The sequence below is a fragment of the Paracoccus alcaliphilus genome (assembly GCF_028553725.1).
Taxonomy (GTDB): Bacteria; Pseudomonadota; Alphaproteobacteria; order Rhodobacterales; family Rhodobacteraceae; genus Paracoccus; species Paracoccus alcaliphilus.
In genome coordinates, this window is sequence record NZ_CP067125.1 from 104,781 (window position 1) to 128,427 (window position 23,647).

Sequence of the window (23,647 nt, forward strand, 5' to 3'; positions counted from 1 at the left end):
GCCATGACAATCTGGACCGAACTGGCCCGCGCCGACACCACGGCGGGCGACGAAATCCTGCTGCGACGACGCGGCGACCTCCATGAAATCCGCTTCAACGGCATCGAGTTGATGTCGAACCTGACATGGCGCTCCGAGGCGCTGCTGGCCGAGCGCAGCCTGCGCCTGCACGGCCCCCGCGCGGCGCGGGTGCTGATCGGCGGGCTGGGCATGGGCTTTACCCTGCGCACGGCGCTGGATCTGCTGGACAGCGCTGCGCGGGTGACGGTCTGCGAACTGATCCCGGAAATCGCCGCATGGAACCGCGACGGTGTGCTGGGCGAACTGGCCGCGCATCCGCTGGCCGATCCGCGCGTCGATCTGCGCATCCGCGACGTGATGGAGGTGCTGCAAGCCAGCCCCGCCGGGTTCGACCTGATCCTGATGGATACCGATAACGGCCCGGATTTCACCGTCCGCACGGAAAACGACAGGCTTTATGCGCAGGCGGGGCTGGATGCGCTGCGTCACGCCTTGCGGCCCGAAGGGTTGGCGGCGATCTGGTCGGCCACGGTCTCGGCCCCGTTCGAGCGCAGCCTGACGGATGCGGGATGGCATTGGTGGCGCGAGGATGTGCAGCTGCCCGATGGCCGGGTGGATGCCTTCCACCACATCTATTTCGCCCTGCCGATCCCCCTGCACCCGATCACACCCCACCAGACCCGGCAGCCAGAACTGGCAATCTGACACATCCGCCCGCCCGTCATCAGGACCGGGCGGGCCCAGCCAGTTGCGGAAATCGCCAAATTCACCGCGTAACAGGACAATCAATCAGCGGCATTTTCGCCTATCCTTGCAGGGACGGCGCGGCGCGCCCTTGTCGCCGGCCGATCCAACAACGGAGGGGATGATAATGAAACGCATTCTTGCAGCCGGTCTTCTGGCCTCGCTCGCGGCCGGTCAGGCCAGCGCGGCGGATGATCCGGCCACCTGCCGGGCGCCCAGCTTTTCGGATGTGGGCTGGACCGACATCACGGCGACGACCGCGACGGCGGCACGGATCCTTGAAGGGCTTGGCTATGCGCCCGATGTGTCGGTCCTGTCGGTGGCGGTGACCTTTGAATCGCTGAAACAGGGCGATACCGACATCTTTCTGGGCAACTGGATGCCGTTGCAGATACCGATCCAGACACCGCTGGTCGAGGCGGGCGATATCGAGGTTGTGCAGACCAATCTTGAAGGTGCGGTGATCGGCTTTGCGGTGCCGAAATCGACCTATGACGCGGGGCTGAAGACCTATTCCGACATCGCGGCGTTTCAGGAACAGCTGGGCGGCACGATCTATGGCATCGAGGCAGGCAGCAGCGCCAATGCCACCATTCTGGAAACGATCGAGAATGACGGCTTCGGGCTGTCCGGCTTCGAACTGGTCGAGTCCAGCGAACAGGGGATGCTGGCACAGGTCCAGCGGGCGATGGGATCGGGCAGCGACATCCTTTTCTTCGGCTGGCGCCCACATCCGATGAATGTGCGCTTTGAAATGGAATACCTGACCGATGGCAACGACATGTTCGGGCCCAATGACGGCGCGGCGACGGTGCTGACCAATACCCGCGCGGGCTTTTCCGAGGATTGCCCCAATCTGGGCCAGTTCCTGAAAAACCTCGTCTTTACCGTCGAGGCCGAGGATCTGATGATGTCCTATATCCTCGATGAGGGGCTGGAGCCGCGCGCCGCCGCCGAACGCTGGCTGACCGAAAACCCGCAGGTGCTGGATGCGTGGCTGGCCGATGTCACCACGCTGGAGGGCGAACCGGGCCTGCCCGCCGTGCAGCAATCGCTAGGCCTGTAAGCGCCGCCGGGCGGCCGAGGGCGGATGCCCATAGTGCCGCCTGAACGCCCGCGACAGTGACGCGACCGAGGAAAAGCCGGTGCGCACGGCGATTTCGGCCATGGACAGCCTTGTATCCACGACCAGCCGCCGCGCCGCCTGCAACCTCAGCGACAGGTAATAGGCGCCGGGCGGGGTCTGCACGACGCTGCGGAACAGCCCCTCCAGCGTGCGCACCGAACACCCCGTCCGGCTGGCGATGGCGCGGATGGGCAAGGGCGCGTCCAGATGTTCCTCCATGATCCGCACGGCGGCGGCCAGACGCGGCTCTTGCTGGCCGACTCGCCCCATCGACACCAGCGGCTGCGCATCCGAAGGCAGCCGCGTTTCGTCATAGACATAGAGGCTGGCGACATTCAGCGCCGCGGCAAAGCCCTGCCGCGCGCGGATCAGCGCCAGCATGAAATCCAGCGCAGGCACCGCGCCACCGGTGGTCAGAACCGGCCCGTCCACAATCCAGCGGTCCGGGATCACCTGCACCTGCGGAAAGCGGGCGGCGAAATCCTCGAAATCCTCCCAATGGGTGGTGGCGCGGCGGTCGTCCAGCAGCCCGGTCATCGCCAGCACCCAGCTGCCCGCCTCGACCCCGCCGACCATCCGCGCATGGCGCGCCCCCTGCCTGACCGCCGCGACCAGTGCCGGGCTGGCATGGCGGGTGGCGTTGAAGGCCGCAACCACGATCAGCAGATCGCAGCCTTCGCGCGGATCGAAGGCGGCATCGACCTCGACCCGCAATCCGCAGCTTGTGGCGACCGGCTGCCCGTCGAAGGACACCACCTTCCAGCGATAGGGATCCTGACCCGTGATCCGGTTCGCCGCGCGCATCGGGTCCAGCGTCGCCGCCAGACTCATCAGCGACGCCTCGGGCAGGACCAGAATCGTGACGGTCAGGGGCTGATCGGATTGCTGCAACACCATTTTTGCGCTGTTTGTCAATTCACCTGCGCATGATGTTAAATGCTTAACCCCGCTTTGCGTCAAGCTGAACCTGCACAGTCAGTGAGGAACCGCAGATGCCGCTTACCCCCAACCGAGAGGTGTTCATCACCTGCGCCGTCACCGGCGCGGGCGACACGACGGGCCGGTCGGACAAGGTTCCGGTCACACCCGAACAGATCGCAGCAGCTTCGGTCGCCGCCGCGCAGGCGGGCGCCGCCATCGCCCATATCCATGTCCGCGATCCCGAAACCGGCAGGGGGTCGCGCGATCCGGCGCTGTATCGCGAAGTGGTCGAGCGCATCCGCGATTCCGGCACCGACATGGTGCTGAACCTGACCGCCGGGATGGGCGGGGATCTTGTCCTCGGCTCGACCGAGGCACCGTTTCCCACCGATCCCGCCGGCACCGACATGGTGGGCGCGACCGAGCGTCTGGTCCATATCGCGGAACTCAGGCCCGAAATCTGCACGCTGGATTGCGGCACGATGAATTTCGGCGAAGGCGATTACGTGATGACCAACACCCCCGCCATGCTGAAGGAAATGGCGCGGCAGATAAAGGCGCTTGGCGTGCGCCCCGAGATCGAGGTCTTCGACACCGGCCACCTGCTGCTGGCGCAATGGCTGAAGGCGCAGGGGGTGATCGACGATCCGGTGATGATCCAGCTGTGCATGGGCATTCCCTGGGGTGCGCCCGACGATCTGGGCACCTTCAAGGCCATCGTGGATAACGTGCCCGAAGGCTGGACCTTCTCGGCCTTCTCGATCGGGCGCAACCAGATGCCCTATGCCGCGCTGGCGATGCTGGCCGGGGGCAATATCCGCGTCGGGCTGGAAGACAACATCTGGCTGGACAAGGGCGTTCTGGCCACGAATGAGGCGCTGGTAGCCCGCGCCGTGACCGTGGTGCAGTCGCTGGGGGGCCGGGTGCTGGAACCCGCCGAGGTGCGCCGCAAGCTGGGGCTGGAGAAACGCTGGTGAACGGGACCATTGCAAAGGCCGCCTGCATTGGCGGCGGCGTGATCGGCGCGGGCTGGGTGGCGCGGCTGATCCTTCATGGCGTGGATGTCGATGTGCATGATCCCTCGCCCGATGCCGAAAGGGTGGTGGCCGAGGTTCTGGCCAATGCCCGCCGGTCGATGCCGCGCCTGCTGGATGCGTCCCTGCCGGTGCCGGGACGGTTGCGCTTTGCCGCCAGCATCGCCGATGCGGTGGCCGGCGCCGGGCTGGTGCAGGAAAGCGTGCCCGAGCGGCTGGAGCTGAAACGCGCCGTTCTGACCGCCATCGACGCCGCCGCGCCTGTGGATGCCATTATCGGCTCATCGACCTCGGGGCTGCTGCCCTCGGACCTGCAACAGGGGATGGCGCATCCCGAACGGCTGGTCGTCGCGCATCCCTATAACCCGGTCTATCTGCTGCCGCTGGTGGAACTGGTCGGCGGGCAGGCCACCACGCCGGACAGTCTGACGCGGGCGCAGGCGATCTATACCGCGCTTGGCATGAAACCCGTCACCATCCGGCGCGAGATAGAGGCCTTCGTCGGCGACCGCCTGCTGGAGGCCCTGTGGCGCGAGGCGCTGTGGCTGGTCCATGACGGTATCGCCAGCGTGACGGAAATCGACGACGTGATCCGCTATTCCTTCGGGCTGCGTTGGGCGCAGATGGGGCTGTTCCAGACCTATCGCATCGCGGGCGGAGAGGCCGGAATGCGCCATTTCCTGCACCAGTTCGGCCCGGCGCTGAAATGGCCGTGGACCAGGCTGATGGATGTGCCTGACCTGGACGAGGCGCTGGTCGCCCGCATCGCCGATCAGTCCGACGAACAGGCCGCCGGGCTGTCGGTGCGCGAGTTGGAACGCATCCGCGACGACAATCTGGTGGCGATCATGCGGGCGCTGGCGGCGCAGCAGGGCGGGCGCGGCTGGGGGGCAGGCGAACTCTTGCGCCAACAAGAGGCCGCGATGCGCAGTGATACGCAGGCGGAGCCCCTGCGGCTGCTCAGCGGCACCGTTCCCACCGAATGGATCGACTATAACGGCCATATGACCGAGCATCGCTATCTGGAGGTCTTCGGCAACACCACCGACGCGCTGCTGGCGCAGATCGGGGTCGATGCCGGTTATGTCGCCTCGGGGCGCAGCTATTACACGGTCGAGACCCATATCATGCATCTGGGCGAGGCCCGCCAAGGCGCGCCATACGACACGACAACGCAGATCCTGCATGCCGATGACAAGCGGCTGCATGTCTTTCACCAGATCCGCAACAGCGATACCGGGGCGATCCTTGCCTCGGCCGAACAGATGCTGCTGCATGTCGATGCCCGCGCACAAAAGGCCGTGGCCGCAGCACCCGACCTGATCGCCCGCGTGGCCGCGCTGGCGCAAGCCCATGCGCATATGCCCCGCCCACCCGCGATGGGCCGTCATGTCGGACAGAGGCCGGGCTGACTCCGGTTGCCTCTGGCGCACGGGCCACACATAATCCGCCAGCGCCAGGGACACAGGAGGCTGCGATGGCCGAGATCATCGTGCTGACGGGTCCGGTCGCCCCCTTGCCGGGCAGCGACCGGACCAGTGGCATCGACAAGCACCCGGTGACCGGGCCGGTCAGCCTTGGCCCCGAAGGCTTTGCGGGTGACGAACAGGCCGACCGCCGCGTGCATGGCGGGCCGGAAAAGGCCGTGCATCACTATCCGCGCGATCATTACCCGGTCTGGCGGGCCGAACTCGGTCCGCTGCCCCTGCTCGATGCGCCCGGCGCCTTTGGCGAGAACATCTCGACCCAGGGGCTGACCGAAGCCGGGGTTGCCGTGGGCGACATCTTCCGGCTGGGCACGGCCCTGTTGCAGGTTTCACAGGGGCGGCAGCCCTGCTGGAAGCTGTCCTTTCGCTTCGGAATCAATGACATGGCGCGGCGGGTGCAGGACAGTGGGCGCACCGGCTGGTATTACCGCGTGCTGCAACCGGGGACGGTCGCGCCGGGCGACCGGCTGGTGCTGATCGACCGCGTAGCCCCCGAATGGACCCTGCACCGGCTGTGGCATGCGCTTTATGTGGACCGCATGAACCTGACCGAGTTGCAGGGCATCGCCGCGCTGGACGTTCTGGCCGAAGGCTGGCGCCGCCATGCGCAACGGCGCGTCGAAACCGGCCGGGTCGAGGACTGGTCGCGCCGGCTGGAACCCGAGCCCCCGGCCTAAAGCATTTCTGTTTTAACCTGCGACATATTTTGCGGCCTTGAAGTAGTTCCAACATTCGCCGGGATCGAAGAGATCACAGACTTCGCCGATGGCCTTGAAGACGTCGGTAAATGTTCTTGCCCCGATCCTGCGCAGGTGCGCCTTGAGTTTTGCGAATGCCATTTCGATGGGGTTCAGGTCCGGCGAATATGGCGGCAGATAGAGAAACCAGCAGCGATGGGCACGCAGAGCCTCGGCAGCCTGCTTGTTGTGGTGGGTGGCAAGGTTGTCGAGGATCACCACGGTTCCCGGCTCGATCTCCGGGATCAGGACCTCGCGAACCCAGGCTGCGAAGGCGGGGCCGTCCATTGCGCCCCGGATGCACCAGGGCGCAATCAGGGCATCCGGTGTGAGCCCGGCAATCAGGGTCTGTGTTCCCCAGCTGCCGAAGGGCGCATCCATGGTCAGGCGTGTGCCGCGCAGGGCACGACCCCGCAGACGGGTGAGATTGGTCTTCACTGAGGTCTCGTCTATGAAAACCACGCGTTCCGGCCGATCCGCGATGGCTGGCAAGCGATGCTCGAACCAGTCGGTTCGCCGCTGTCTTACCCTGGCACCACGGCGTTCGGCGGCCACCAGCGACTTTTTTTATAGGTGAACCCAAGCCGCGACAGCAGACTGGCAATGGACGAGTGATGGACACGAACGCCTTCCGCTGCGACCAGCGCGTCCCTGAGTTCGAACAGCGTGATGTCGGGATCCTGTGCGAGCAGTTCCTCGAAAAAGGCCCGGTGCGGGGCAAGCTTTCCATGCCCTTTGGGACGTCCCTGGGGCAATGGTTCGGCATGCCCCCTGGTCCTGATCGCCCGGCCCCAACGTGCTCCGGTCGCCGGCGAGAGTTTCAGCCGCAGCACCGCCGCCCGACCGCTTAAACCCTCCTCGATATATCGCTGAAACCGCGTCCGGAGGGCCGACGGCAATGGTGCTGACATGATCTATCCTCCCAGACAGAAGGGAATCACGATCCGCGCTGCGACGGAACCCCAAACGATTTAGGGTTCAGTAGAAATGCTTTAGGCCATGCGGGGTCGGGTGGTCACGCGCCGCGCCAGCCAGTCCAGCGCCAGCATGACGATCAGCGACAATCCGGTCAGCGGAAACAGGATGCCCCCGATCAGCAGGATCGCGACCAGCCCGCGAAAGACGCGCGGATCGGCGGGCATCGGCGGCACCCCCATCGCGCCGGACGGGCGGCGTTTCCACCACATCACCGCAGCCGACACTGCCAGCAATACGATCCCCGCGCAAACCGCCAGAAACAGCAGCTTGTTGGCCAGCCCGAATTGCTGCCCCATATGGGTGTTGATGCCGAATTCCAGCCATCTGCCGGCGGGGCCGTAATCGGCATAGCTCATATCCACCAGCGCCTCGCCGCTGTATTGATCCAGATGCACCACCCGCTGCCGGCGAAGATCGTCGGGATAGACCGAGCCGCTGTAAACCCCGGTGGCCGAGGTGGGCAGCGACACCGCAAAGCCCGGATGCAGGCCCAGCCTCTCGAATGTCGCGACGGCGGCGTCCAGCCCGATCGGGGCAGCGGTCGAGGGCGCGCTTTCGGGGATCTGCGCCTGCTCCAGCGACCATGCGGTGGGGGCTGTGTCATGCAGCTTCTGGCCCGACATCGGCACCTCGACCCGAACACCCGAAGGATAGCCGAAATTGCTGCCATTGGCCCATTCATTCACCTTGCCGCCCCAGATATTCGACCAGGGCATGCCGGTGATGGCCAGAAACACGATGAAGCCGCCGACGGCCAGCCCGGTCACCGCATGAAGGTCGCGCCAGAACACCCGGCGGCGCGGCGTGCCCCGGACCGAGACGACACCGCCCACTTGCTGACGCGGCCACCACAGATAGATCCCCGTGCCGACCAGCAGGATCGACCAGCCGCCGACGATCTCGATGATGCCGCGCGCGACAGGACCGAACAGGCGCAGGCTGTGCAGGTGGCGCACGGTCCACATCAGCGTACTCTGATCCGGCCGCGCGCCCAGAACATGACCGTCATAAGGATCGACATTGACCGCCATCCTTGTGCCCGAGGCTGCGACGACCGTCACCTCGGCCGAGGCATCCGGCGCGGGCGGATCGGTGAATTTGACCGCCGTGCCGGGCTGGAAGGTCAGGGCGGCCGCGACCATCTGTTCGGCCCCCAGCGGCCTGTCGGGCTGAACCGCGACCCGCTTGACGTCGCTGTGGACGATCCGGTCGATCTGATCGTCGAACAGATAAAGCGCGCCGGTCACCGCCAGCGTGATCATGAAGGGCAGGACCAGCAGCCCCGCATAGAAGTGCCAGCGCCACACGGCGCGGTAAAGGTCCGACGCCCCGGCGCGCGAATTTGGCGCCTGTCGGTCCAAAGCCTGAAAGGACATGGGATTCCCCGCTGTTGGTTTCTCACATGACGGGCCGCACTGCGCAGGGCGCGCGACCCCGCATTGGTTTCAGCTGTCAAGCAGCCTGCGGATCGTGCCCATGGCGCGATCATGGCCTTCCTGATAGGCGATCAGCCCGAAATAGTTGCCATCGTCGAACAGCAGCACCGGCGTCGAGTGGTTGACGGTATAGCCGCCATCCGCAAGCGGCTCTTTGCTGGCATGGACGCGGAAGGCGGCGATGGCGCGGGCCATCTGCTCGGGATCGCCGGTCACTCCGGTCACACCCGGCACCCACGAGACATAATCGCCCAGCACCCCGGGCGTATCGCGTTCGGGATCGACGGTCAGGAAAAAGACGCGCAGGTTCTGACCCTCGGCCTCCAGTTCCTCTTGCCAGCCCATGATATCCCCCAGCGTTGTCGGACAGACATCAGGGCAATGGGTAAAGCCGAAGAACACCGCCGCCGGACCCTCGGCCAGGCGCGCCTGCGTGAAGGGCGTGCCATCAGTGGCGATCAATTCGTAATCGCCCTGTCCCAGCGTATCGGTGATCTCGCTTGCATCCGTCACGCGATCATCGGTCACCCGCGCGGCCTGCATCCGGGGCCGGACGACCCCCAGCCACGCGACCGCCAGCAGCGCCAGCACGACGCCCCCCCACAACACGATGCGGACAAGCCGAAGCGTTTTGATATCCATGCCTCAATGCCCCGCATGTTCATCGACTGCCGCGCCATGCGCGTGATCGTCGGCGGCATTGAACGGGCCGATCTGCAAGGGCAGGGTCACCTCGCCCGATTGCTGAAAGCTGAGCGTGACCTCGACCTCTTCGCCCTCGACCAGAGGCTGGTTCAACCGCATGAACATCAGGTGCAGCCCACCGGGCCGCAGATCGACACGCTCACCCGCGGGCAGGGGCACCCCGTCGGGCAATTCGCGCATCTTCATCACGTCGCCGTCGATCATCATCTCGTGGATTTCCATCTTGCCCGCCACGGCAGAGGACGCACCCAGCAGCCTGTCATCCTGCGCGCCCGCATTCTCGATGGACATGAACCCACCGGCCACCGGCGCATTCGGCAGCGTGGCCCGCGCGAAAGCCGAAGTGATGGTCAGATCACCGGCCTGCCATTCCTCATCGGCGGCGTGGTCATGCGCCCATGCGGCGGGGGCGATCAGCGCCGCGACGGCCATCAGGGCAAAAAATTGCTGTTTCAGCATGTTGTATTCTCGTCTGACAAAGAGGGACCGCGCGTCCTGCGCGGATAGGTTCGCGAAGGTCAGCCGGGCAAAGCCCCGCGCCTTCCGCGATTGCCGGATCGTGTCAGATAAGGGTCGGTGGACCTCGGGCGGCGGGGGTCAGAACCTCGGCCCGCCAATCGTGCAGCGGAATATGCAGCGAATATTCGGCCGCCAGTTCCAGCAGAACCGGCGCCGCCCCGGTCGCGGCTGCCGCCGTCAGCGCCGATTGGCCGTGCAGCGCCCAGTCGCAGGCGACATCGCCGGAATGGTCCTGCCGGTCGTCGCCTGCCGGGGTCAGGGTGCCGTCGGCGGACATGACCATCTCGACCACGCCGGCTCCGGTGCACAGCACGACGCGCGGCCCATCGGGGCCGGTATCAATCATCGTACCCTGACCGATCGTTGCGAACATCACGAAGGGCAGGACCAGCAGCCAGCCAAGCACCCTGCGAAAGGGTTTCGCAGGCGACGCGCGGCTGATGATATCCGGGCCTGTGATCGGCAAGGTAATGTCCGCTGACTGATGACCGCCCTGCGATAGCCAGATCCGGGCGAAAAAGAAAGCGGCAAAATGGTGGCAGCGGGAATCCACATTCGGGACAGAATGGCAAATAAAGACAGGTGAAATCACCTGTGTTTATCCGGCCATTCATCCCGGAAACTCATACCAAAGTGCGAAAGCAATCCGCTGGCAGGGTCACGGAAACCCTGTCAATCTGTCCCCGAAACACGTCCCCGGGGAGGAGCAGCGTGGCAAAGGATCTGTCGGGGCCGCTGGTTCCCGTCATCGAATTGGCAACACAGGTAGAGCAGGGCCTGATCGGGCATCAGCATCTGGTGCAGCGGCTGATGGTGGCGCTGCTGACCGGCGGCCATGTGCTGATCGAGGGCCCGCCCGGCCTGGCCAAGACCCGCGCGGTCAAGCGGCTGGCCGATGGTCTGGCGGGCACATTCGCCCGTATCCAGTGCACGCCGGACCTGATGCCTTCGGACATGACCGGCACGCAGGTCTTCCGGCCCGACAGCGGCACGTTCGACTTTCTGCCCGGCCCGCTGTTTCACGAACTGGTGCTGGTGGATGAAATCAACCGCGCGCCGCCCAAGGTGCAATCCGCGCTGCTTGAGGCGATGGGCGAATCGCAGGTGACGGCGGGCGGTGTGACCCGCGCCTTGCCCGATCCGTTCATGGTCGTGGCCACGCAGAACTCGATCGAGCACGAAGGCACCTTTCCGCTGCCCGAGGCGCAGCTGGACCGTTTCCTTCTGCATCTGAACCTGACCCTGCCGGATGCCGGGGCCGAACGCGCGATCCTCGATCTGGTCGAGGATGAGACCCGCAGCGAACCGGCCCCGCCCGCCACGCAGCTTGGGGCCGAAACGATCCACGCGGCGCGAGATGCGGTGGCGGCGGTGCATCTGGCCCCGGCGCTCAAGGATTTCATCGTGCGGCTGGTGGTGGCGACCCGCGATGCCGAGGGTCCGCTGGCGGGTCTGGTGGAACATGCGGTCTCGCCACGCGGAACGCTGGCGCTGGCGGCCTCGGTCCGGGGGCGGGCGGCGCTGCTGGGCCGCGATCACGGCCTGCCCGAGGATGTCGAGGCGCTGGCCGCCGATACGCTGTCGCATCGGCTGATTCCCAGCTGGCGGGCCACGTCCGAGGGGTTGGGTTCCCGCGATCTGGTGGCGCGGCTGCTGACCCATATCCGGCCATGGTAGGCCCTGCGGCGGCCGATCCCGCCATCATCAGCACCGCCTCGCTGATGGCGCTGGAACCGCTGGCGGCGCGGGCCGGGCGCGAAGCCGCGGCATTGGCGGAACGGCCCGGCACCACCGCCACCCGGCGGCGCGGGCAGGGGCATGAGATCCGCGAGATCCGGCCCTTTGGCGAAGGCGACGACCCCCGCCATATCGACGCCGCCGCGACCGCCCGCACCGGCAGCCCGCAGGTGCGCAGTTTCCACGAGGACCGCGAACGCAGCCTGCTGCTGATCGCCGACTTCCGCCGCCCGATGCTGTGGGCAACGGCGGGGCCGCTGCGATCCGTCGCGGCGGCCGAGACGCTGGCTCTGGCCGGCTGGCGGGCCGCGCTGCAAGGTGGCGCGGTGGGCGTGGTGGCGCTGACCGATGCCGGGCCGGATGCGCAGGCGCCGCGTCCGCGCCATCGGGGCATGGCGCTGGTCGCGGCCTGTCTGGCCCGCGCCCATGCCGCCGCGCTTGACGATGCCGAACGGGCAGCGGGGCAGGGGATCACACCGCCGATCCGCCCGCTGGCCCCCGATCTGGTCCGCGCCGCCCGGCAGGCACCCCCCGGCGCGGGCATCGTGCTGGCCACGGCGCTGGACGATCCGGGCGAAGATCTGGATGCCGCGCTGGCCGCCCTTGCCGCGCGCGGCCCGCTGCGGCTGATCCTGATCGAGGATCGTTTCGAGACCACCCCCCCGGCCGGGCCCTTGCCCTATGCCGCGCCCCGGGGCACGGCTTTCGCGCGGTTTTCCGGCCTGGCCGCCGCACGGGCCGCGCGGGCCGCACGTCTGGATCGCCCCGGCATCCGCGTGCAGCGGCTGTCCTCGGCCCGGCGCGAGGGCGCGACATGACGCCCGAGATCGTCGCCAGCCTGCATCCGCCGCGCCTGCCCGAAGCCTTTGCCGCGCCGGGCTGGGACGATCTGCTAGCGGCGTTCGGGCTGGGGCTGCTGCTGGCCGCGCTGGTGCTGGCCGTCGCCATGCCCGCGCTGCGCCGCCGCCCGCGCCCGCCGCGCACCCGCGAACGGATCGCCCTTGCCGCCACGCTGCCCGCGCCCGAGCGTCTGCTGGCGCTGGCCCGGCTGCTGGCGGAACGGGGTGGCGAACTGCCCGCCGATCAGCGGCAGGCGCTCTATCGCGGGCAGGCGGGCGATCCGGGCCGGATCGAGGCGCTGATCCTGCGCCGCCGCAACAGACCGAAGGGGCGGGCGGCATGATCGAGCTGGCTTTCCCGGCGGCGCTGTTGTTGTTGCCGCTGCCGTTGCTGGCGCGGCTGCTGCCTGCGCGGGCGGCACATGGGCAGGCGATGGCGCTGCCCGGCGGCATCGCCGCCACCGCCGTTCCCGCGCCCGGTCCCCGGCGCTGGCAGATGCTGGCGCTGGCGGCGGGCATCTGGCTGTGCCTGTGTCTGGCGCTGGCGCATCCGCAGCGGATCGTCATGGTCCCCGACCGTAGCGCGTCGGGCCGCAATATCGTCATCACGCTGGATATGTCGGGCAGCATGGCAACGCCAGATTTCGCGCTGGAGGGTCAGACCGTCACCCGGCTGGCGGCGGTCAAGCAGGTGGCCGAGGGCTTTATCCGCGCCCGCACCGGCGACCGGATCGGGCTGGTGATCTTTGCCGACCGCGCCTATGTCGCGGCGCCATTGACCCATGACCTGCGCGCCGTCGCGCTGGCGCTGTCCGAGGCGCAGATCGGCCTCAGCGGCCGGTCCACCAATATCTCGGACGGACTGGGGCTGGCGCTGCGACGGGTCATGGCCGAGCCCTCGGAATCGAATGTCATCGTGCTGCTGTCGGACGGGCGCGACACCTCGGCCCGGCTGGATGCGACGGAGGTGGCGGCACTGGCGGCGGAACGCGGCGTGCGTATCCATACCGTCGCGCTTGGCCCCGAAGATCTGGAAACCCGCCCCGCTGCCCGCGACGCCGTGGACCTGACCACCCTGCGCGCCATCGCCGAGGCGGCGGACGGACGGACCTTCCGCGTCCGCAGCATGGCCGATCTGCGGCAGATGGCCGAGGAACTGGACCGGCTGGAGCCGAACCCCTCGGCCCGCCCGCCGGTGGCGCAACCGCAACCACTGTGGATCTGGCCCGCATCCGTGGCGCTGATCCTGACCATGATCGCCGGACTGGGGGCGCGGGAATGAGCGGTCTTCCGGCCCTGATCCTGCTGCGCCCGTGGTGGCTGCTGGTGCTGCCGCTGACCCTGCTGGCGGCGATCTGGATGCGCCGGCGGCGGCTGGCGGGCGCATGGGCCGGGGTGATCGAGCCCGCGCTGATGCCCGCGCTGCGCCGCCTTGGACTGCTGTCCGATGGTCGCCGCGATCCGGCGGTCGTGTTGCCCTTTGCGGCGGCGGCGCTGCTGGCGCTGGCGCTGTCGGGACCGGCGATGCCGCGGCAGGGCGCGGTGGAATATCGCGCGCTGGACCCGCTGGTGCTGGCGCTGGATCTGTCGCCCTCGGTCGTCGCGGATCCGCGTGCGCTGGCCGATGCGCAGGCGTCGGCGGCGACGCTGCTGCAACTGGCGAACGGGCGGCCGGTGGGGATGATGGTCTATGCCGCCGATGCCTATCTGGCCTCGGCGCCGACCTCGGACGCGGACAACCTGTCGGGGCTGATCGCGGTTCTGGCCCGCGACACCATGCCGGTGGCGGGCAGCCGTCCCGATATCGCGCTGTCGATGGCGCGCGACCTGTTCGGCGGGCGCAACGGTCCCGGCATCGGCGGCGCCGATCTGGTGCTGATCTCCGATGGCGGCGGCACCGGCCCGCGCGCCGTCGAGGAAGCCGCGCGACTGGCGACCGACGGCGCACGGGTCTGGGCGCTGACCCTGCCGCACGCCGCAGAAGGCGCGCCACCCCCCAACCCCGACGCGCTGGCACAGCTGGCCCGCGCGGGCGGCGGTGACGCCTTTGCGATGGACGAGGCCTCCGCGCTGATGGACCGCATCGCCGCCAGCCGCACAATCCGCCTTGCGCGCGAAGACATCGCCGGACAGGGTTTCCGCGATTTCGGCCCCTTCCTTCTGCCCCTCGCGATGCTGGCGATGCTCCCCCTGTTCCGGAGGCGGGGATGAGGATCGCGCTGGCACTGGCAGTTGCAGGCATCATCGCGCTGGCTTTTGCCGGGGCCGCGCCGGTGGCCAAGCTGGCGCTGGCGGCGGGGCTGCCGCAACTGGCCGCGCCACTGCTGCGGGCCGACCCCGCCGTTCAGGGCGTGGCGCTGTATCAGGCGGGCGATTACAAGGGCGCGGATGATGCGTTTCGCAGGGCAGGGCGGGGCTCGACCTATAATCGCGGGTTGTCGCTGGCGGCGACGGGGGATTACCCGTTGTCGCGGGCCTATTTCGACGCGGTGCTGTTCGGCAATCCCGCCGACAGTCAGGCGCGGGAAAACCGCAATGCCGTGAACGCGCTGATCCCGCCGAACCGGGGCGAGGCGAACGCGGCGGGCCGCATCGCCGCCACCGTCATTGCCACGCCGGGCGGATCGCCGGTGGATGAGATCAAGCGCCTTGGCCGCCCTCTGGACGAAGGCCGCCGCGTCGCCGATGCGGAATGGCTGGCGACGCTGCCCGACGACCCCGGAGAGTTCCTGCGACTGCGGCTGGAGGCCGAACAGAACCGCCGCCTGTCGATGGGCCTGACCGCGCCCGAGGTGGGTGACCCATGGTGATGCGGCTGCTGGCGATGCTGATCCTGCTGCTGTCGGCGATGCCGCTGCATGCCGAGGGCGATCTGCGCCTGACCATTCTGGCCGATTCCACCGCCTCCCGTCCGGTGGTGGGCGAGATGGTGGCGGTCACCATCCGCGCCGTCTATGACCGCAAGATCGCCAATGAAAAGCTGGAAATCGACCCGAGCGACGCCTTCGACTGGATCCAGACCCGCGCCGACGACTGGCGCGAGGAGCGCATCGACGGCGCCCTGCGCATCGTGATGGAGCGGCATCTGGCGATCTGGCCCAAACGCGCGGGTCCGCTGCAATTCGGCCCCGTGCGACACCACCTGACAGTGATCGACAAGCAAAGCCAGCGCCGCGATGTGGTGGTTCAGGCCCGGCCTCTGTCCCTGTCGGTGGGTGAATATCCCACGCAGAAGGGCTGGCATTTCACCGCCCGCAGGCTGGAGCTGACCGAGGATCTGTCAACCGATCCCGCAAGGCTGACCGACGGGCAGGTGGTGACGCGGCGGGTGACTCTGCGGGCGCTGGGGGCCTTGCCCGAGCATCTGCCGCCGCGTCCGGTGGTGTCGGAAAACTGGCTGATCACCTTCGCCCCGCCGGTCGAGCGCAACCTGATCCTGACCGACGAGGGCCCCGTCGCCGAAGCCGTCTGGACATGGCAGTTCCGCCCTCATACGGGCGAGCCGGGGGTGCTGGAACCGGTCAAGATCCCGTGGTTCGACACCGGCCAGCACCGGTTGCAGGTGGTGGAAATCCCGGCGCTGACCATCGGCTATGCCAGCTTCTATACCGGGCAGGCCCCGACCGGGCGGCTGGGCGGGGCGCAACTGACGGCGCTGGCGGGCAGTATGGGACTGGGTCTGGCACTGGGGCTGGGGCTGGCCGCGTTCCGGCTGGCGCCCGAGATGACGGCTGCGGGCTGGCGGCGAATCAGCGGGCGGTTTTCGGTTCCTGCTTGGTTCGCCTATCTGCGCGCCCGCCGTCGCGGCGATCTGCTGACCGCGCGGCGCCTGGGTGAACGGATCGGCCTGTCGCGCGACCGGCTGGCCGCGCTGGAGCGCGCGATCTATGCTCCTGACAACCGGAGGCGGGAATGATTCGGTCATACGCCCAAGGGCTTGCCGCATATCGGTTGCGCGGCTTGGCCGAATCACAACCGCAACCGCGTGGGAAACCCGCCATCTACGCCATTTGGCCGAATTGCCGGGTGGTCCGGCATGGGTCAGACTCTGCCCGAGGAAATGTTCGCGTCGGGCAATGCCGGGTCCTGACCGTGTGGAACGCGACGATCCCCCCGGCAATGGAAAGGACAGGGCGACCGCGCCCGCGCCATGCGCCGCGTCGGTCCTTTGCGTGTTTCATCGCAGCGACCGGTCCGCCGCCGCACCCCGTGAACATCTGACAAACAGACAATACCAAGAGGAGGAACGACATGCCCAGCATTCAGCAAGGAATCATCGCCGCAGCCCTGATGGCCGCCTTTGCTTCACCCGTCTTTGCCGATGGCGACGCTGCCAATGGCGAAAAGGCTTTCCGCAAATGCGCCGCCTGCCATACCGCGACCGAGGATGGCCCGTCGCGGATCGGCCCGAACCTGTTCGACATCGTGAACCGGCCCACCGCCGAGGCCGAAGGCTTTGCCTATTCGGACCCGATGGCCGCGCTGGGGGAAGAAGGCCATGTCTGGTCGCCCGAAGAACTGGACAAGTTCCTCGAAGACCCCAAGGGCATGGTTCCGGGCACCAAGATGGCCTTTCCCGGCGTGAAAAAACCCGAGGAGCGCGCCGACCTGATCGCCTATCTGACCAGCGTCAGCCCCAGCGCCGGTGAGGCTGCGGCGGAATAAACCGCATCCCATCGCCCGACCCCGCCGCGTCTTCGCAAGAAGGCGCGGTTTTTCATTGCCCCAAGGTCATACTTTCGTGGCGACGGCGGAAGGTTTCGTTGACAAGCGCGCGGTCTGCGCTTCTTTATAAGAGTTGAATAAGAGACGGGCTTGCGCCAGGATGCGAAGAAATGGGGGACCCGCCAAGGGTCTTGCGGGGATCAGCATCAATCGGCCGGGCATCGGAACTTGGACGGATCGATTGTCAGGGAGGATGACGATGAAGAATACGACGCTTGGCCTTTTGGCCGGACTTCTGGTTTCAGTGGCGGCACCTGCCTTGGCCAATGACTCGGTCACGGCCGGTCAGGACGACCCGAAACAGTGGACCATGCAGCTGAGCAACTATGCCGGCACGAGCTATTCCGAACTGGATGCCATCAACAAGGACAATGTCGGCGACCTGCAGGTCGCATGGACGTTCTCGACCGGCGTTCTGCGCGGGCATGAGGGCTCTCCGCTGGTGATCGGCGACGTGATGTATGTTCACACGCCTTTCCCCAACATGGTCTATGCGCTGGACCTGAACGAGGACGGCAAGATCCTGTGGCGCTATCATCCCGAACAGAATCCCGACGTGATCGGGGTGATGTGCTGCGACACGGTCAACCGTGGTCTGGCCTATGCGGATGGCACGATCTTCCTCAGCCAGGCCGACACGACGCTGGTGGCGCTGGATGCCACGACCGGCGACGTGAAATGGTCCACGGTGAACGGCGATCCGACCAAGGGCGAAACCGCCACGGCGACGCCGCTGGTGGTCAAGGACAAGGTGCTGGTCGGCATCTCGGGCGGGGAATACGGCGTGCGCGGGCATCTGACCGCCTATAACATCGCCGATGGCAGCCAGGCCTGGCGCGCCTATTCGACCGGCCCGGACGAGGAAATGCTGGTCGATCCCGAAACCACCACCCATCTGGGCACGCCCATCGGCGCCGACAGCTCGCTCAATTCGTGGGAGGGCGATCAATGGCAGATCGGCGGCGGCACCACCTGGGGCTGGACCACCTATGACCCCGAGCTGAACCTGATCTATTACGGCACCGGCAACCCCTCGACCTGGAACCCCAGCCAGCGGCCGGGCGACAACAAATGGTCGATGACGATCATGGCCCGCGACCCGGATACGGGGATGGCCAAGTGGTTCTATCAGAAGACGCCGCATGACGAATGGGACTATGACGGCGTGAACGAGAACATCCTCGTCGACAAGGAAATCGACGGCGAGATGCGCAAACTGCTGGTCAACTTCGACCGTGGCGGCTTTGCCTATACGATGGACCGCGAAACCGGCGAGCTGCTGGTGGCGGAAAAATACGACCCGGTGGTCAACTGGGCGACCCATGTCGAGATGGACCCCGAATCGGACCAGTATGGCCGTCCGCAAGTGGTCGCTGAATACTCGACCGAACAGAATGGCGAGGACGTGAACACGACCGGCATCTGCCCGGCCGCGCTGGGGACCAAGGACCAGCAGCCTGCCTCCTATTCGCCGAAAACCGGCCTGTTCTATGTGCCGACCAACCACGTCTGCATGGATTACGAGCCGTTCCGCGTCAGCTATGCCGCCGGTCAGCCCTATGTCGGCGCGACGCTGTCGATGTTCCCCGCGCCGGACAGCCATGGCGGCATGGGCAACTTCATCGCATGGGACGCCGTCTCGGGTGAGATCAAATGGTCGCTGCCCGAACAGTTCTCGGTCTGGTCCGGTGCGCTGGCCACCGCTGGCGACGTGGTGTTCTATGGCACGCTGGAAGGCTATCTGAAGGCGGTCGACTCGGAATCCGGGGAAGAGCTTTATCGCTTCAAGACCCCCTCGGGCGTGATCGGCAACGTCTTCACCTACGAGCATGACGGCCAGCAATATGTCGGCGTGCTGTCGGGGATCGGCGGCTGGGCAGGTATCGGTCTTGCGGCCGGTCTGACCAATGCCAATGACGGTCTGGGTGCCGTGGGCGGCTATGCCGCGCTGTCGGATTACACCGCGCTTGGCGGCCAGCTGACCGTGTTCACCGTTCCGAACTGAGGCACGGCCGCAAAGACTTTCACATCAACGGATGCCGCCCTTCGGGGCGGCATCGGGCACATCCGGGGATCGGCGTCACGGCCGGATCCCATCCGGCCCCGCATGCCCGCAAGACCCCCAGCAACCATTCGGGCAGGGTTCCCAGAACCCGCCGCTTCGATAGTCAGGAGGCGCCATGATCTACAGCAAAAGGCAATATGGCACCTCGATAGACGAGTTGGAGAAACTGAAGGGCGCGCTGTCGAAAACCGAAGCCGGGCCACCGGGCAAGGACCGGGTCGGGAATATCGAGATCGAGGGACTGAAGCACGTCATCACCCGGCTGGAAGCGGATATTTCCTTTTACGATCTGCTCAGCTCCGGTCAGGTAACGCTGCGGTCATTCTCACTGGAATCCTTGCCCTCGGTGCTGGTTCAGGCCCGGATCGCGGCGGGGATGAGCCAGGCCGATCTGGCCGCCGCGCTGGCCATCAAACCCCATCTGGTCAAGCAATACGAGGATACCGGCTATCGCGGCGTGCCGCTGGCCCGCGTGACCGAGATTTGCGGAATCCTGAATGTGGACGCCTCAATCTGCTTTGAGCGCGGGGCGGGGCTGCACAGCGCGGTCTATTGCTGGAACAGTCTTGACGAGCTGATCTGGCAGTCGCTTCCGGTCGAGGAAATGGCAAGGCGGCGCTGGTTCCCGCTGCCCCAAGGCGCCGATCCGGTCGAATGCGCGCGCGCTTATTTCATGCAGGCCGCGGGCGCGGGTTTCGCGACAGCCGATCACCGCAAGAAACTGTGCACGGCCAGCCTGCCGGATGAATATGGGCTGCTGGCGTGGCAGGCGCGTATCCTCGACCTTGCCAAACCGATTGCATCCAGCGGGCAGGTCGCAGATTTTTCAATGAGCTCCAGTTGGTTGCCGGACCTTGTTGCGCTGATCCCGCAGGCGGACGGGCCGCAGCGCGCCAGCGGGATATTGGCTGACAACGGAATAATCCATGTTATGGAAGATTATATGCCGGGTGCGGGTCTGGACGGCGCGACGATGCTGGCGGACAGCGGCCATCCGGTGATCGGCATGACATTGCGCCATGATCGCCTTGATAACTTCTGGTTCACGCTGTTTCACCAGTTGGGTCATGTCTTTCTGCATCTGTTCCGGGGCCTGCATTTCGATTTTGTCGATGGCGAAGGCGGCGCCTGCCGGGACCCCATCGAGATTCAGGCCAATCAGTTCGCGATGGCCCATCTTCTGCCCGAAACCCTCTGGGCCGACTGCCAGTCGCGCCTGTCGCCCACACCCGAGGCGGTTTTGCAGGATGCCGAAACGCTGGGGATCGACGCCGCCATCATCGCCGGTCGCATCCGCAAGGAGCGGAACAATTTCCGCATCCTGTCCGATCTTGTCGGCAATGGCCGCGTGCGCGCCCTGTTCGACGCGCGATAACCGGGCCTAGAAACACAGCATCTCGGCCTCGGCCTGCGCGCGGCGCAGATCGGCCGTGATCGCGTTGCTGGTCGCCGAACCACGGAACATCGCCGCACGCTCGCCCGAACCAAGACGCATTCGCAGCACCGTTTCCGCCGAGACATAGCGGTCATAAGGCAGGATCGCCGCGATCTCGTCCAGCGAACAGGAACAGCGCCGCAGCACATCCTGGGTCTGGCCATTGGCCGACATGCAGGCAAAGACATATTCCGCCCGCGCCTCGGTCGGGTAATCGTTGATCGCCTGTTGCGCCACGACCGGCGTGGCCGACAGCATCAGCGCCAGAGAAAATTTCAGCATCACTCCTCCAGAATCATGCGTTCAGTATAGCCGCCCTGCCCCGTTCCGGTCATCGCCACCAGTTCGACCAGCCGGGCGGGCTGTGACGGGTCATAGGCGATCGTCAGCGCCAGATCGGCGAAATCGCCCATCCGCTGCCGGTTCGGGTCGTCCAGAAATGGTTGCAGCCGGGTCACCATCAATTCGCCCTGCGCCTCGCCCTGCCCTGACCCGACAAGGCTGTCGCGGATCCGGTTGCGGATGTAATAGGGGCTGCCCCCGGTCTGCGCGGTCATGGTCCTGACGACATCCTCCAGAAACATCAGCAGGATCGGATTCGGCCCGCTGGCGGGGAAATCGGCGACGACATGATCCGGCGTTTCCTGATCCGCAAGGCTGAGCGTCAGCCTGTCATCGTCCACCCGCGACAGCACCACCTGCCCCTCACCTATCGGACGCGGCAGCGCGATGCCCTTGTCCGCACCGGGAAGCTCGGCCCCCTCGGCGGGTTCAGGCAATTGCCGGGTATGGGCATAGCGCAGGATCTCGCCCTGCCCTTCCGCCTGCGCGAAAAGGCCGGGCGCCATGATCAGATCCGTCAACTCGCCCGCCGCCGCGACATGGGGGCTGGCCAGAAACAGCATTGCTGCAAACAGGTGTTTCATTCGGTATCCTCTGCCGACAACACGAAACCGCGGCGGCGCAGCGTGCGCAGCGTCAGGCCGTACGGTTCAAAATTTCCAAGTTTCCTGCGCAGATAGCCCAGATAGACATCAACGACATTTTCGGTCGAGCCGCCATGCTGGGCCCACAGCGCGTCGAACAGTTCCCCTCGCGTCAGCACCTGGCCGGGCCGCGCCAGCAGATAGGCCAGCAGGTCACCCTCGCGCTCGGTCATCACCACGGGCCGGTCGGAGCCACTGGCATCAGACCGGGTCACGATCCGGTTGAGCGGGTCGTAATGCAGCCTTGCCAGTATGATCGGCGCCTCTCGCGGGGCGGCGCGGTGCAGCTGCACCTCCAGCCGGGCCAGCAATTCGGACAGCTGGAACGGCTTGACGACATAATCCTGCGCGCCCGCCTCCAGTCCCTCGGCCCGATCCTCGATCCGCGACAGGGCCGACAGCATGATCGCGGGCATCCGATGGCCCTTGGCACGCAGATCCGCCAGCAGCACCGCGCCGCTTTCATCGCCCAGCATCATGTCGATGATCGCCGCGTCGCATCCCTTGCGGGCCAGCAGACGCGCGGCGGCGTCCGACGTTTCCGCCCATTCCACGCGATGCCCGGCCGCGCCCAGCCCCCGCGACAACAGCGAGGCGATGTCGGAATCGTCTTCGACTACAAGGATATGCGCCATCAGCCCCCCTTCCACAGCGGCAATGTCATCTCCAGCGCAAGTCCCGGACCGGACCCCGCCAGCCGCACGCTGCCACCCGAGGTTTCCACGACCCAACGGGCAAGAGCAAGGCCCACGCCAAAACCCGTCGATTCGTCGTCGCGGGTAAAGCGGTCAAAGATCGCCTCGCCCATGCCGTCGGGCAGGCCCGGCCCGGTATCCGCGACCGTGATATGGGCCTCGCCATTCCCGGCCCGCGCGGACACGGTGACGCTGGCCCCGCGCCCGGCATATTTCGCCGCATTCTCGAACAGACCGGCAAAGACCTGCCGCAGCCAGTCCGCATCGCCCTGAACCGCCAGATCAGGCGGCAGGTCCAGACTGACGCTGACGCCCGCGCGTTTCAGCACCGGGGCCAGATCGGCCAGCGCCGCCTGCACCACCCCGGCCAGATCGACGCTTTCGCTGGCCAGTTCAAGCTGCCCGCTTTCCGACCGGGCGATCCGCAGCAGATCCTCGATCCGCCGGAACAGGCGCTGCGCCCGCGTGCCGATGGTGTCGAAAGAGGCGCGGGTCTCGGCATCGGGGTGCCGCGCGCCCAGTTCGGCCTCTCCCATGATGACGGTCAGGGGCGTGCGCAATTCGTGGCCGACATCGGCAAAGAACCGGCGACGGCGCAGATCGACCAGCGCCAGCCGCTCATTCGCGGCGGACAGCTCGGCCGTGCGCTCCTCCACGATGGTTTCCAGCCGGTCGCGGCGGCGCCTGATCCGCGCCGCCTGCTGCCGCAGCCGGGCGAACATCAGCCCCAGCTCGTCATGCCCCGCCGCGCCGGGCGGCAGATCCCCCATCGCCATCGAGGGCGCGAAGGCCGTCGCCTGCGACAGCCGCCGGAACAGCGGGCGCAGCACCACCAGATACAGCCCCACCAGCACCAGCGGTGCAATGGCGGCGATCATCGCGGCGGCCAGCAGAACCGGGCGGCGCAGCGCCTCCATCGAGGCCAGCGCCACATCGCGGCGGCGGGTTTCGTGTTCAACCTGAGCAACGACGGTGCCCGGCGATTGGGCGGCGTGAAAGGCCAGCGCCGCCTGCCCTGCCGGCGTATCGGGCGGGTTGGCGCGCAAGGTGGTGTCAAGCTGCCGGAACAGCGCCCGCAACCGTGCGGCATTAAGGCTTTGGCGGGCGCGGATCGTCGCCTCGGCCTCGGACGTCGCGGCCTCGACATCCTGCCCCAGCAGCCGGTCGATATGATCCAGCGCATCACGAACCGGGGCGTTGTCAGGCCGCGGTCTCGGCCCGCCCGAGACCGTTCCCGGCGGCGCCATCCAGCCCAACATCCATTGGCTGACCCTGACCGACAGCGCGTCATAAGCCTCGATCCGGCGCTGCGCAGCCATTGCCTCGGCGGCATGGGACTGCATCCGCTGCAACCCCCATGCGCCGATCCCGGCCGCCGTGACCGCCAGCAGCGCCAGCACCGCCGCCCCCAGCCACAGGCGCATCCGCAGGCTTGGCTGGCAGGTCATCGCATCCCT

General features: G+C 66.8%; 25 protein-coding genes. 15 read left to right on the forward strand and 10 right to left on the reverse strand.

The window, feature by feature from the left end; translation table 11 throughout:
• The first annotated feature begins 3 nt into the window (after positions 1 to 3).
• Together JHW40_RS18875 and choX are read left to right on the forward strand one after the other, a co-directional pair.
• Entirely contained in the window at positions 4 to 726 is a 723-nt protein-coding gene (locus JHW40_RS18875; RefSeq protein WP_139208114.1) for a spermine/spermidine synthase domain-containing protein, read from the forward strand.
• A gap of 166 nt (positions 727 to 892) precedes the next feature.
• A complete protein-coding gene (gene choX / locus JHW40_RS18880; RefSeq protein ID WP_090610903.1) occupies positions 893 to 1,831 on the forward strand; it encodes a choline ABC transporter substrate-binding protein in 939 nt (312 codons plus the stop codon).
• Here the strand turns inward: choX and JHW40_RS18885 are convergent.
• On the reverse strand, positions 1,820 to 2,788 hold the full coding sequence (locus tag JHW40_RS18885; RefSeq protein WP_090610904.1) for a GlxA family transcriptional regulator: 969 nt from the start codon (positions 2,786 to 2,788) through the stop codon (positions 1,820 to 1,822). The two genes, choX and JHW40_RS18885, sit on opposite strands and share 12 nt — an antisense overlap.
• A 95-nt stretch (positions 2,789 to 2,883) precedes the next feature.
• Between JHW40_RS18885 and JHW40_RS18890 the strand changes: the two genes are divergently transcribed.
• The 3 genes from JHW40_RS18890 to JHW40_RS18900 all read left to right on the forward strand — a co-directional run bounded on the left by JHW40_RS18890 (position 2,884) and on the right by JHW40_RS18900 (position 6,010).
• Positions 2,884 to 3,789: a beta-keto acid cleavage family enzyme gene (locus JHW40_RS18890; protein ID WP_090610905.1), complete on the forward strand. Its 906-nt coding sequence runs from the start codon at positions 2,884 to 2,886 to the stop codon at positions 3,787 to 3,789.
• Positions 3,786 to 5,258 carry a carnitine 3-dehydrogenase gene (locus JHW40_RS18895; RefSeq protein ID WP_090610906.1) on the forward strand — a complete coding sequence of 491 codons (1,473 nt, stop codon included), beginning with the start codon at positions 3,786 to 3,788 and terminating at the stop codon, positions 5,256 to 5,258. The genes JHW40_RS18890 and JHW40_RS18895 overlap by 4 nt, the downstream gene beginning before the upstream one ends.
• Positions 5,259 to 5,323: 65 nt before the next feature.
• Complete coding sequence (locus JHW40_RS18900) at positions 5,324 to 6,010, forward strand: MOSC domain-containing protein (protein WP_090610907.1); 687 nt, start codon at positions 5,324 to 5,326, stop codon at positions 6,008 to 6,010.
• Between the two features lie 12 nt (positions 6,011 to 6,022).
• Here the strand turns inward: JHW40_RS18900 and JHW40_RS18905 are convergent.
• The 5 genes from JHW40_RS18905 to JHW40_RS18925 all read right to left on the reverse strand — a co-directional run bounded on the left by JHW40_RS18905 (position 6,023) and on the right by JHW40_RS18925 (position 10,174).
• Positions 6,023 to 6,981, reverse strand: a protein-coding gene (locus tag JHW40_RS18905; protein WP_272849030.1) for an IS630 family transposase whose coding sequence is annotated in 2 segments (ribosomal slippage) — positions 6,023 to 6,637 and positions 6,640 to 6,981 — 957 coding nt in all. Because the reading frame shifts where the segments join, the coding sequence is not laid out codon by codon here.
• Between the two features lie 81 nt (positions 6,982 to 7,062).
• On the reverse strand, positions 7,063 to 8,424 hold the full coding sequence (locus JHW40_RS18910) for a PepSY-associated TM helix domain-containing protein (RefSeq protein ID WP_090610586.1): 1,362 nt from the start codon (positions 8,422 to 8,424) through the stop codon (positions 7,063 to 7,065).
• Between the two features lie 69 nt (positions 8,425 to 8,493).
• Complete coding sequence (locus tag JHW40_RS18915; protein WP_090610585.1) at positions 8,494 to 9,126, reverse strand: SCO family protein; 633 nt, start codon at positions 9,124 to 9,126, stop codon at positions 8,494 to 8,496.
• Positions 9,127 to 9,129: 3 nt separating this feature from the next.
• A complete protein-coding gene (locus tag JHW40_RS18920; RefSeq protein WP_090610584.1) occupies positions 9,130 to 9,648 on the reverse strand; it encodes a copper chaperone PCu(A)C in 519 nt (172 codons plus the stop codon).
• A 103-nt stretch (positions 9,649 to 9,751) separates the two neighbouring features.
• Positions 9,752 to 10,174, reverse strand: coding sequence for a DUF2946 family protein (locus JHW40_RS18925; protein WP_090610583.1), 423 nt, complete (start codon positions 10,172 to 10,174; stop codon positions 9,752 to 9,754).
• Between the two features lie 245 nt (positions 10,175 to 10,419).
• On the opposite strand from JHW40_RS18925, the gene JHW40_RS18930 reads away from it, so the two are divergent.
• The 10 genes from JHW40_RS18930 to JHW40_RS18975 all read left to right on the forward strand — a co-directional run bounded on the left by JHW40_RS18930 (position 10,420) and on the right by JHW40_RS18975 (position 20,449).
• On the forward strand, positions 10,420 to 11,385 hold the full coding sequence (locus JHW40_RS18930; RefSeq protein WP_244519111.1) for an AAA family ATPase: 966 nt from the start codon (positions 10,420 to 10,422) through the stop codon (positions 11,383 to 11,385).
• Positions 11,379 to 12,263, forward strand: a complete 885-nt coding sequence (locus JHW40_RS18935) for a DUF58 domain-containing protein (RefSeq protein ID WP_090610582.1) — start codon at positions 11,379 to 11,381, stop codon at positions 12,261 to 12,263. The genes JHW40_RS18930 and JHW40_RS18935 overlap by 7 nt, the downstream gene beginning before the upstream one ends.
• Complete coding sequence (locus JHW40_RS18940) at positions 12,260 to 12,628, forward strand: hypothetical protein (RefSeq protein WP_090610581.1); 369 nt, start codon at positions 12,260 to 12,262, stop codon at positions 12,626 to 12,628. The genes JHW40_RS18935 and JHW40_RS18940 overlap by 4 nt, the downstream gene beginning before the upstream one ends.
• On the forward strand, positions 12,625 to 13,566 hold the full coding sequence (locus JHW40_RS18945; protein ID WP_090610580.1) for a VWA domain-containing protein: 942 nt from the start codon (positions 12,625 to 12,627) through the stop codon (positions 13,564 to 13,566). The genes JHW40_RS18940 and JHW40_RS18945 overlap by 4 nt, the downstream gene beginning before the upstream one ends.
• Positions 13,563 to 14,495, forward strand: a complete 933-nt coding sequence (locus JHW40_RS18950) for a vWA domain-containing protein (RefSeq protein WP_090610579.1) — start codon at positions 13,563 to 13,565, stop codon at positions 14,493 to 14,495. The genes JHW40_RS18945 and JHW40_RS18950 overlap by 4 nt, the downstream gene beginning before the upstream one ends.
• Positions 14,492 to 15,094: a hypothetical protein gene (locus tag JHW40_RS18955; protein WP_090610578.1), complete on the forward strand. Its 603-nt coding sequence runs from the start codon at positions 14,492 to 14,494 to the stop codon at positions 15,092 to 15,094. The genes JHW40_RS18950 and JHW40_RS18955 overlap by 4 nt, the downstream gene beginning before the upstream one ends.
• A complete protein-coding gene (locus JHW40_RS18960) occupies positions 15,088 to 16,200 on the forward strand; it encodes a BatD family protein (RefSeq protein WP_090610577.1) in 1,113 nt (370 codons plus the stop codon). Before JHW40_RS18955 ends, JHW40_RS18960 begins: the two co-directional genes overlap by 7 nt.
• 335 nt (positions 16,201 to 16,535) lie before the next feature.
• Positions 16,536 to 16,949 (forward strand): c-type cytochrome, encoded by a 414-nt coding sequence (locus JHW40_RS18965; RefSeq protein ID WP_244519110.1) that lies wholly within the window; start codon positions 16,536 to 16,538, stop codon positions 16,947 to 16,949.
• A 259-nt stretch (positions 16,950 to 17,208) separates the two neighbouring features.
• The gene (locus tag JHW40_RS18970; protein WP_090610576.1) at positions 17,209 to 19,014 is read left to right on the forward strand and encodes a methanol/ethanol family PQQ-dependent dehydrogenase; all 1,806 of its coding nucleotides are present in this window, start codon (positions 17,209 to 17,211) and stop codon (positions 19,012 to 19,014) included.
• A gap of 175 nt (positions 19,015 to 19,189) precedes the next feature.
• Positions 19,190 to 20,449, forward strand: a complete 1,260-nt coding sequence (locus JHW40_RS18975; RefSeq protein WP_090610575.1) for an XRE family transcriptional regulator — start codon at positions 19,190 to 19,192, stop codon at positions 20,447 to 20,449.
• 6 nt (positions 20,450 to 20,455) lie between these two features.
• Here the strand turns inward: JHW40_RS18975 and JHW40_RS18980 are convergent, their stop codons facing one another.
• From JHW40_RS18980 to JHW40_RS18995, 4 genes are read right to left on the reverse strand one after another with little or no spacing between them, the layout of a single operon-like run.
• Positions 20,456 to 20,791 carry a hypothetical protein gene (locus JHW40_RS18980; RefSeq protein ID WP_090610574.1) on the reverse strand — a complete coding sequence of 112 codons (336 nt, stop codon included), beginning with the start codon at positions 20,789 to 20,791 and terminating at the stop codon, positions 20,456 to 20,458.
• On the reverse strand, positions 20,791 to 21,435 hold the full coding sequence (locus tag JHW40_RS18985) for a hypothetical protein (protein ID WP_090610573.1): 645 nt from the start codon (positions 21,433 to 21,435) through the stop codon (positions 20,791 to 20,793). Before JHW40_RS18985 ends, JHW40_RS18980 begins: the two co-directional genes overlap by 1 nt.
• Complete coding sequence (locus JHW40_RS18990) at positions 21,432 to 22,130, reverse strand: response regulator transcription factor (protein ID WP_090610607.1); 699 nt, start codon at positions 22,128 to 22,130, stop codon at positions 21,432 to 21,434. Before JHW40_RS18990 ends, JHW40_RS18985 begins: the two co-directional genes overlap by 4 nt.
• Positions 22,130 to 23,638 carry a sensor histidine kinase gene (locus JHW40_RS18995; RefSeq protein ID WP_090610572.1) on the reverse strand — a complete coding sequence of 503 codons (1,509 nt, stop codon included), beginning with the start codon at positions 23,636 to 23,638 and terminating at the stop codon, positions 22,130 to 22,132. Before JHW40_RS18995 ends, JHW40_RS18990 begins: the two co-directional genes overlap by 1 nt.
• Positions 23,639 to 23,647: the final 9 nt, after the last annotated feature.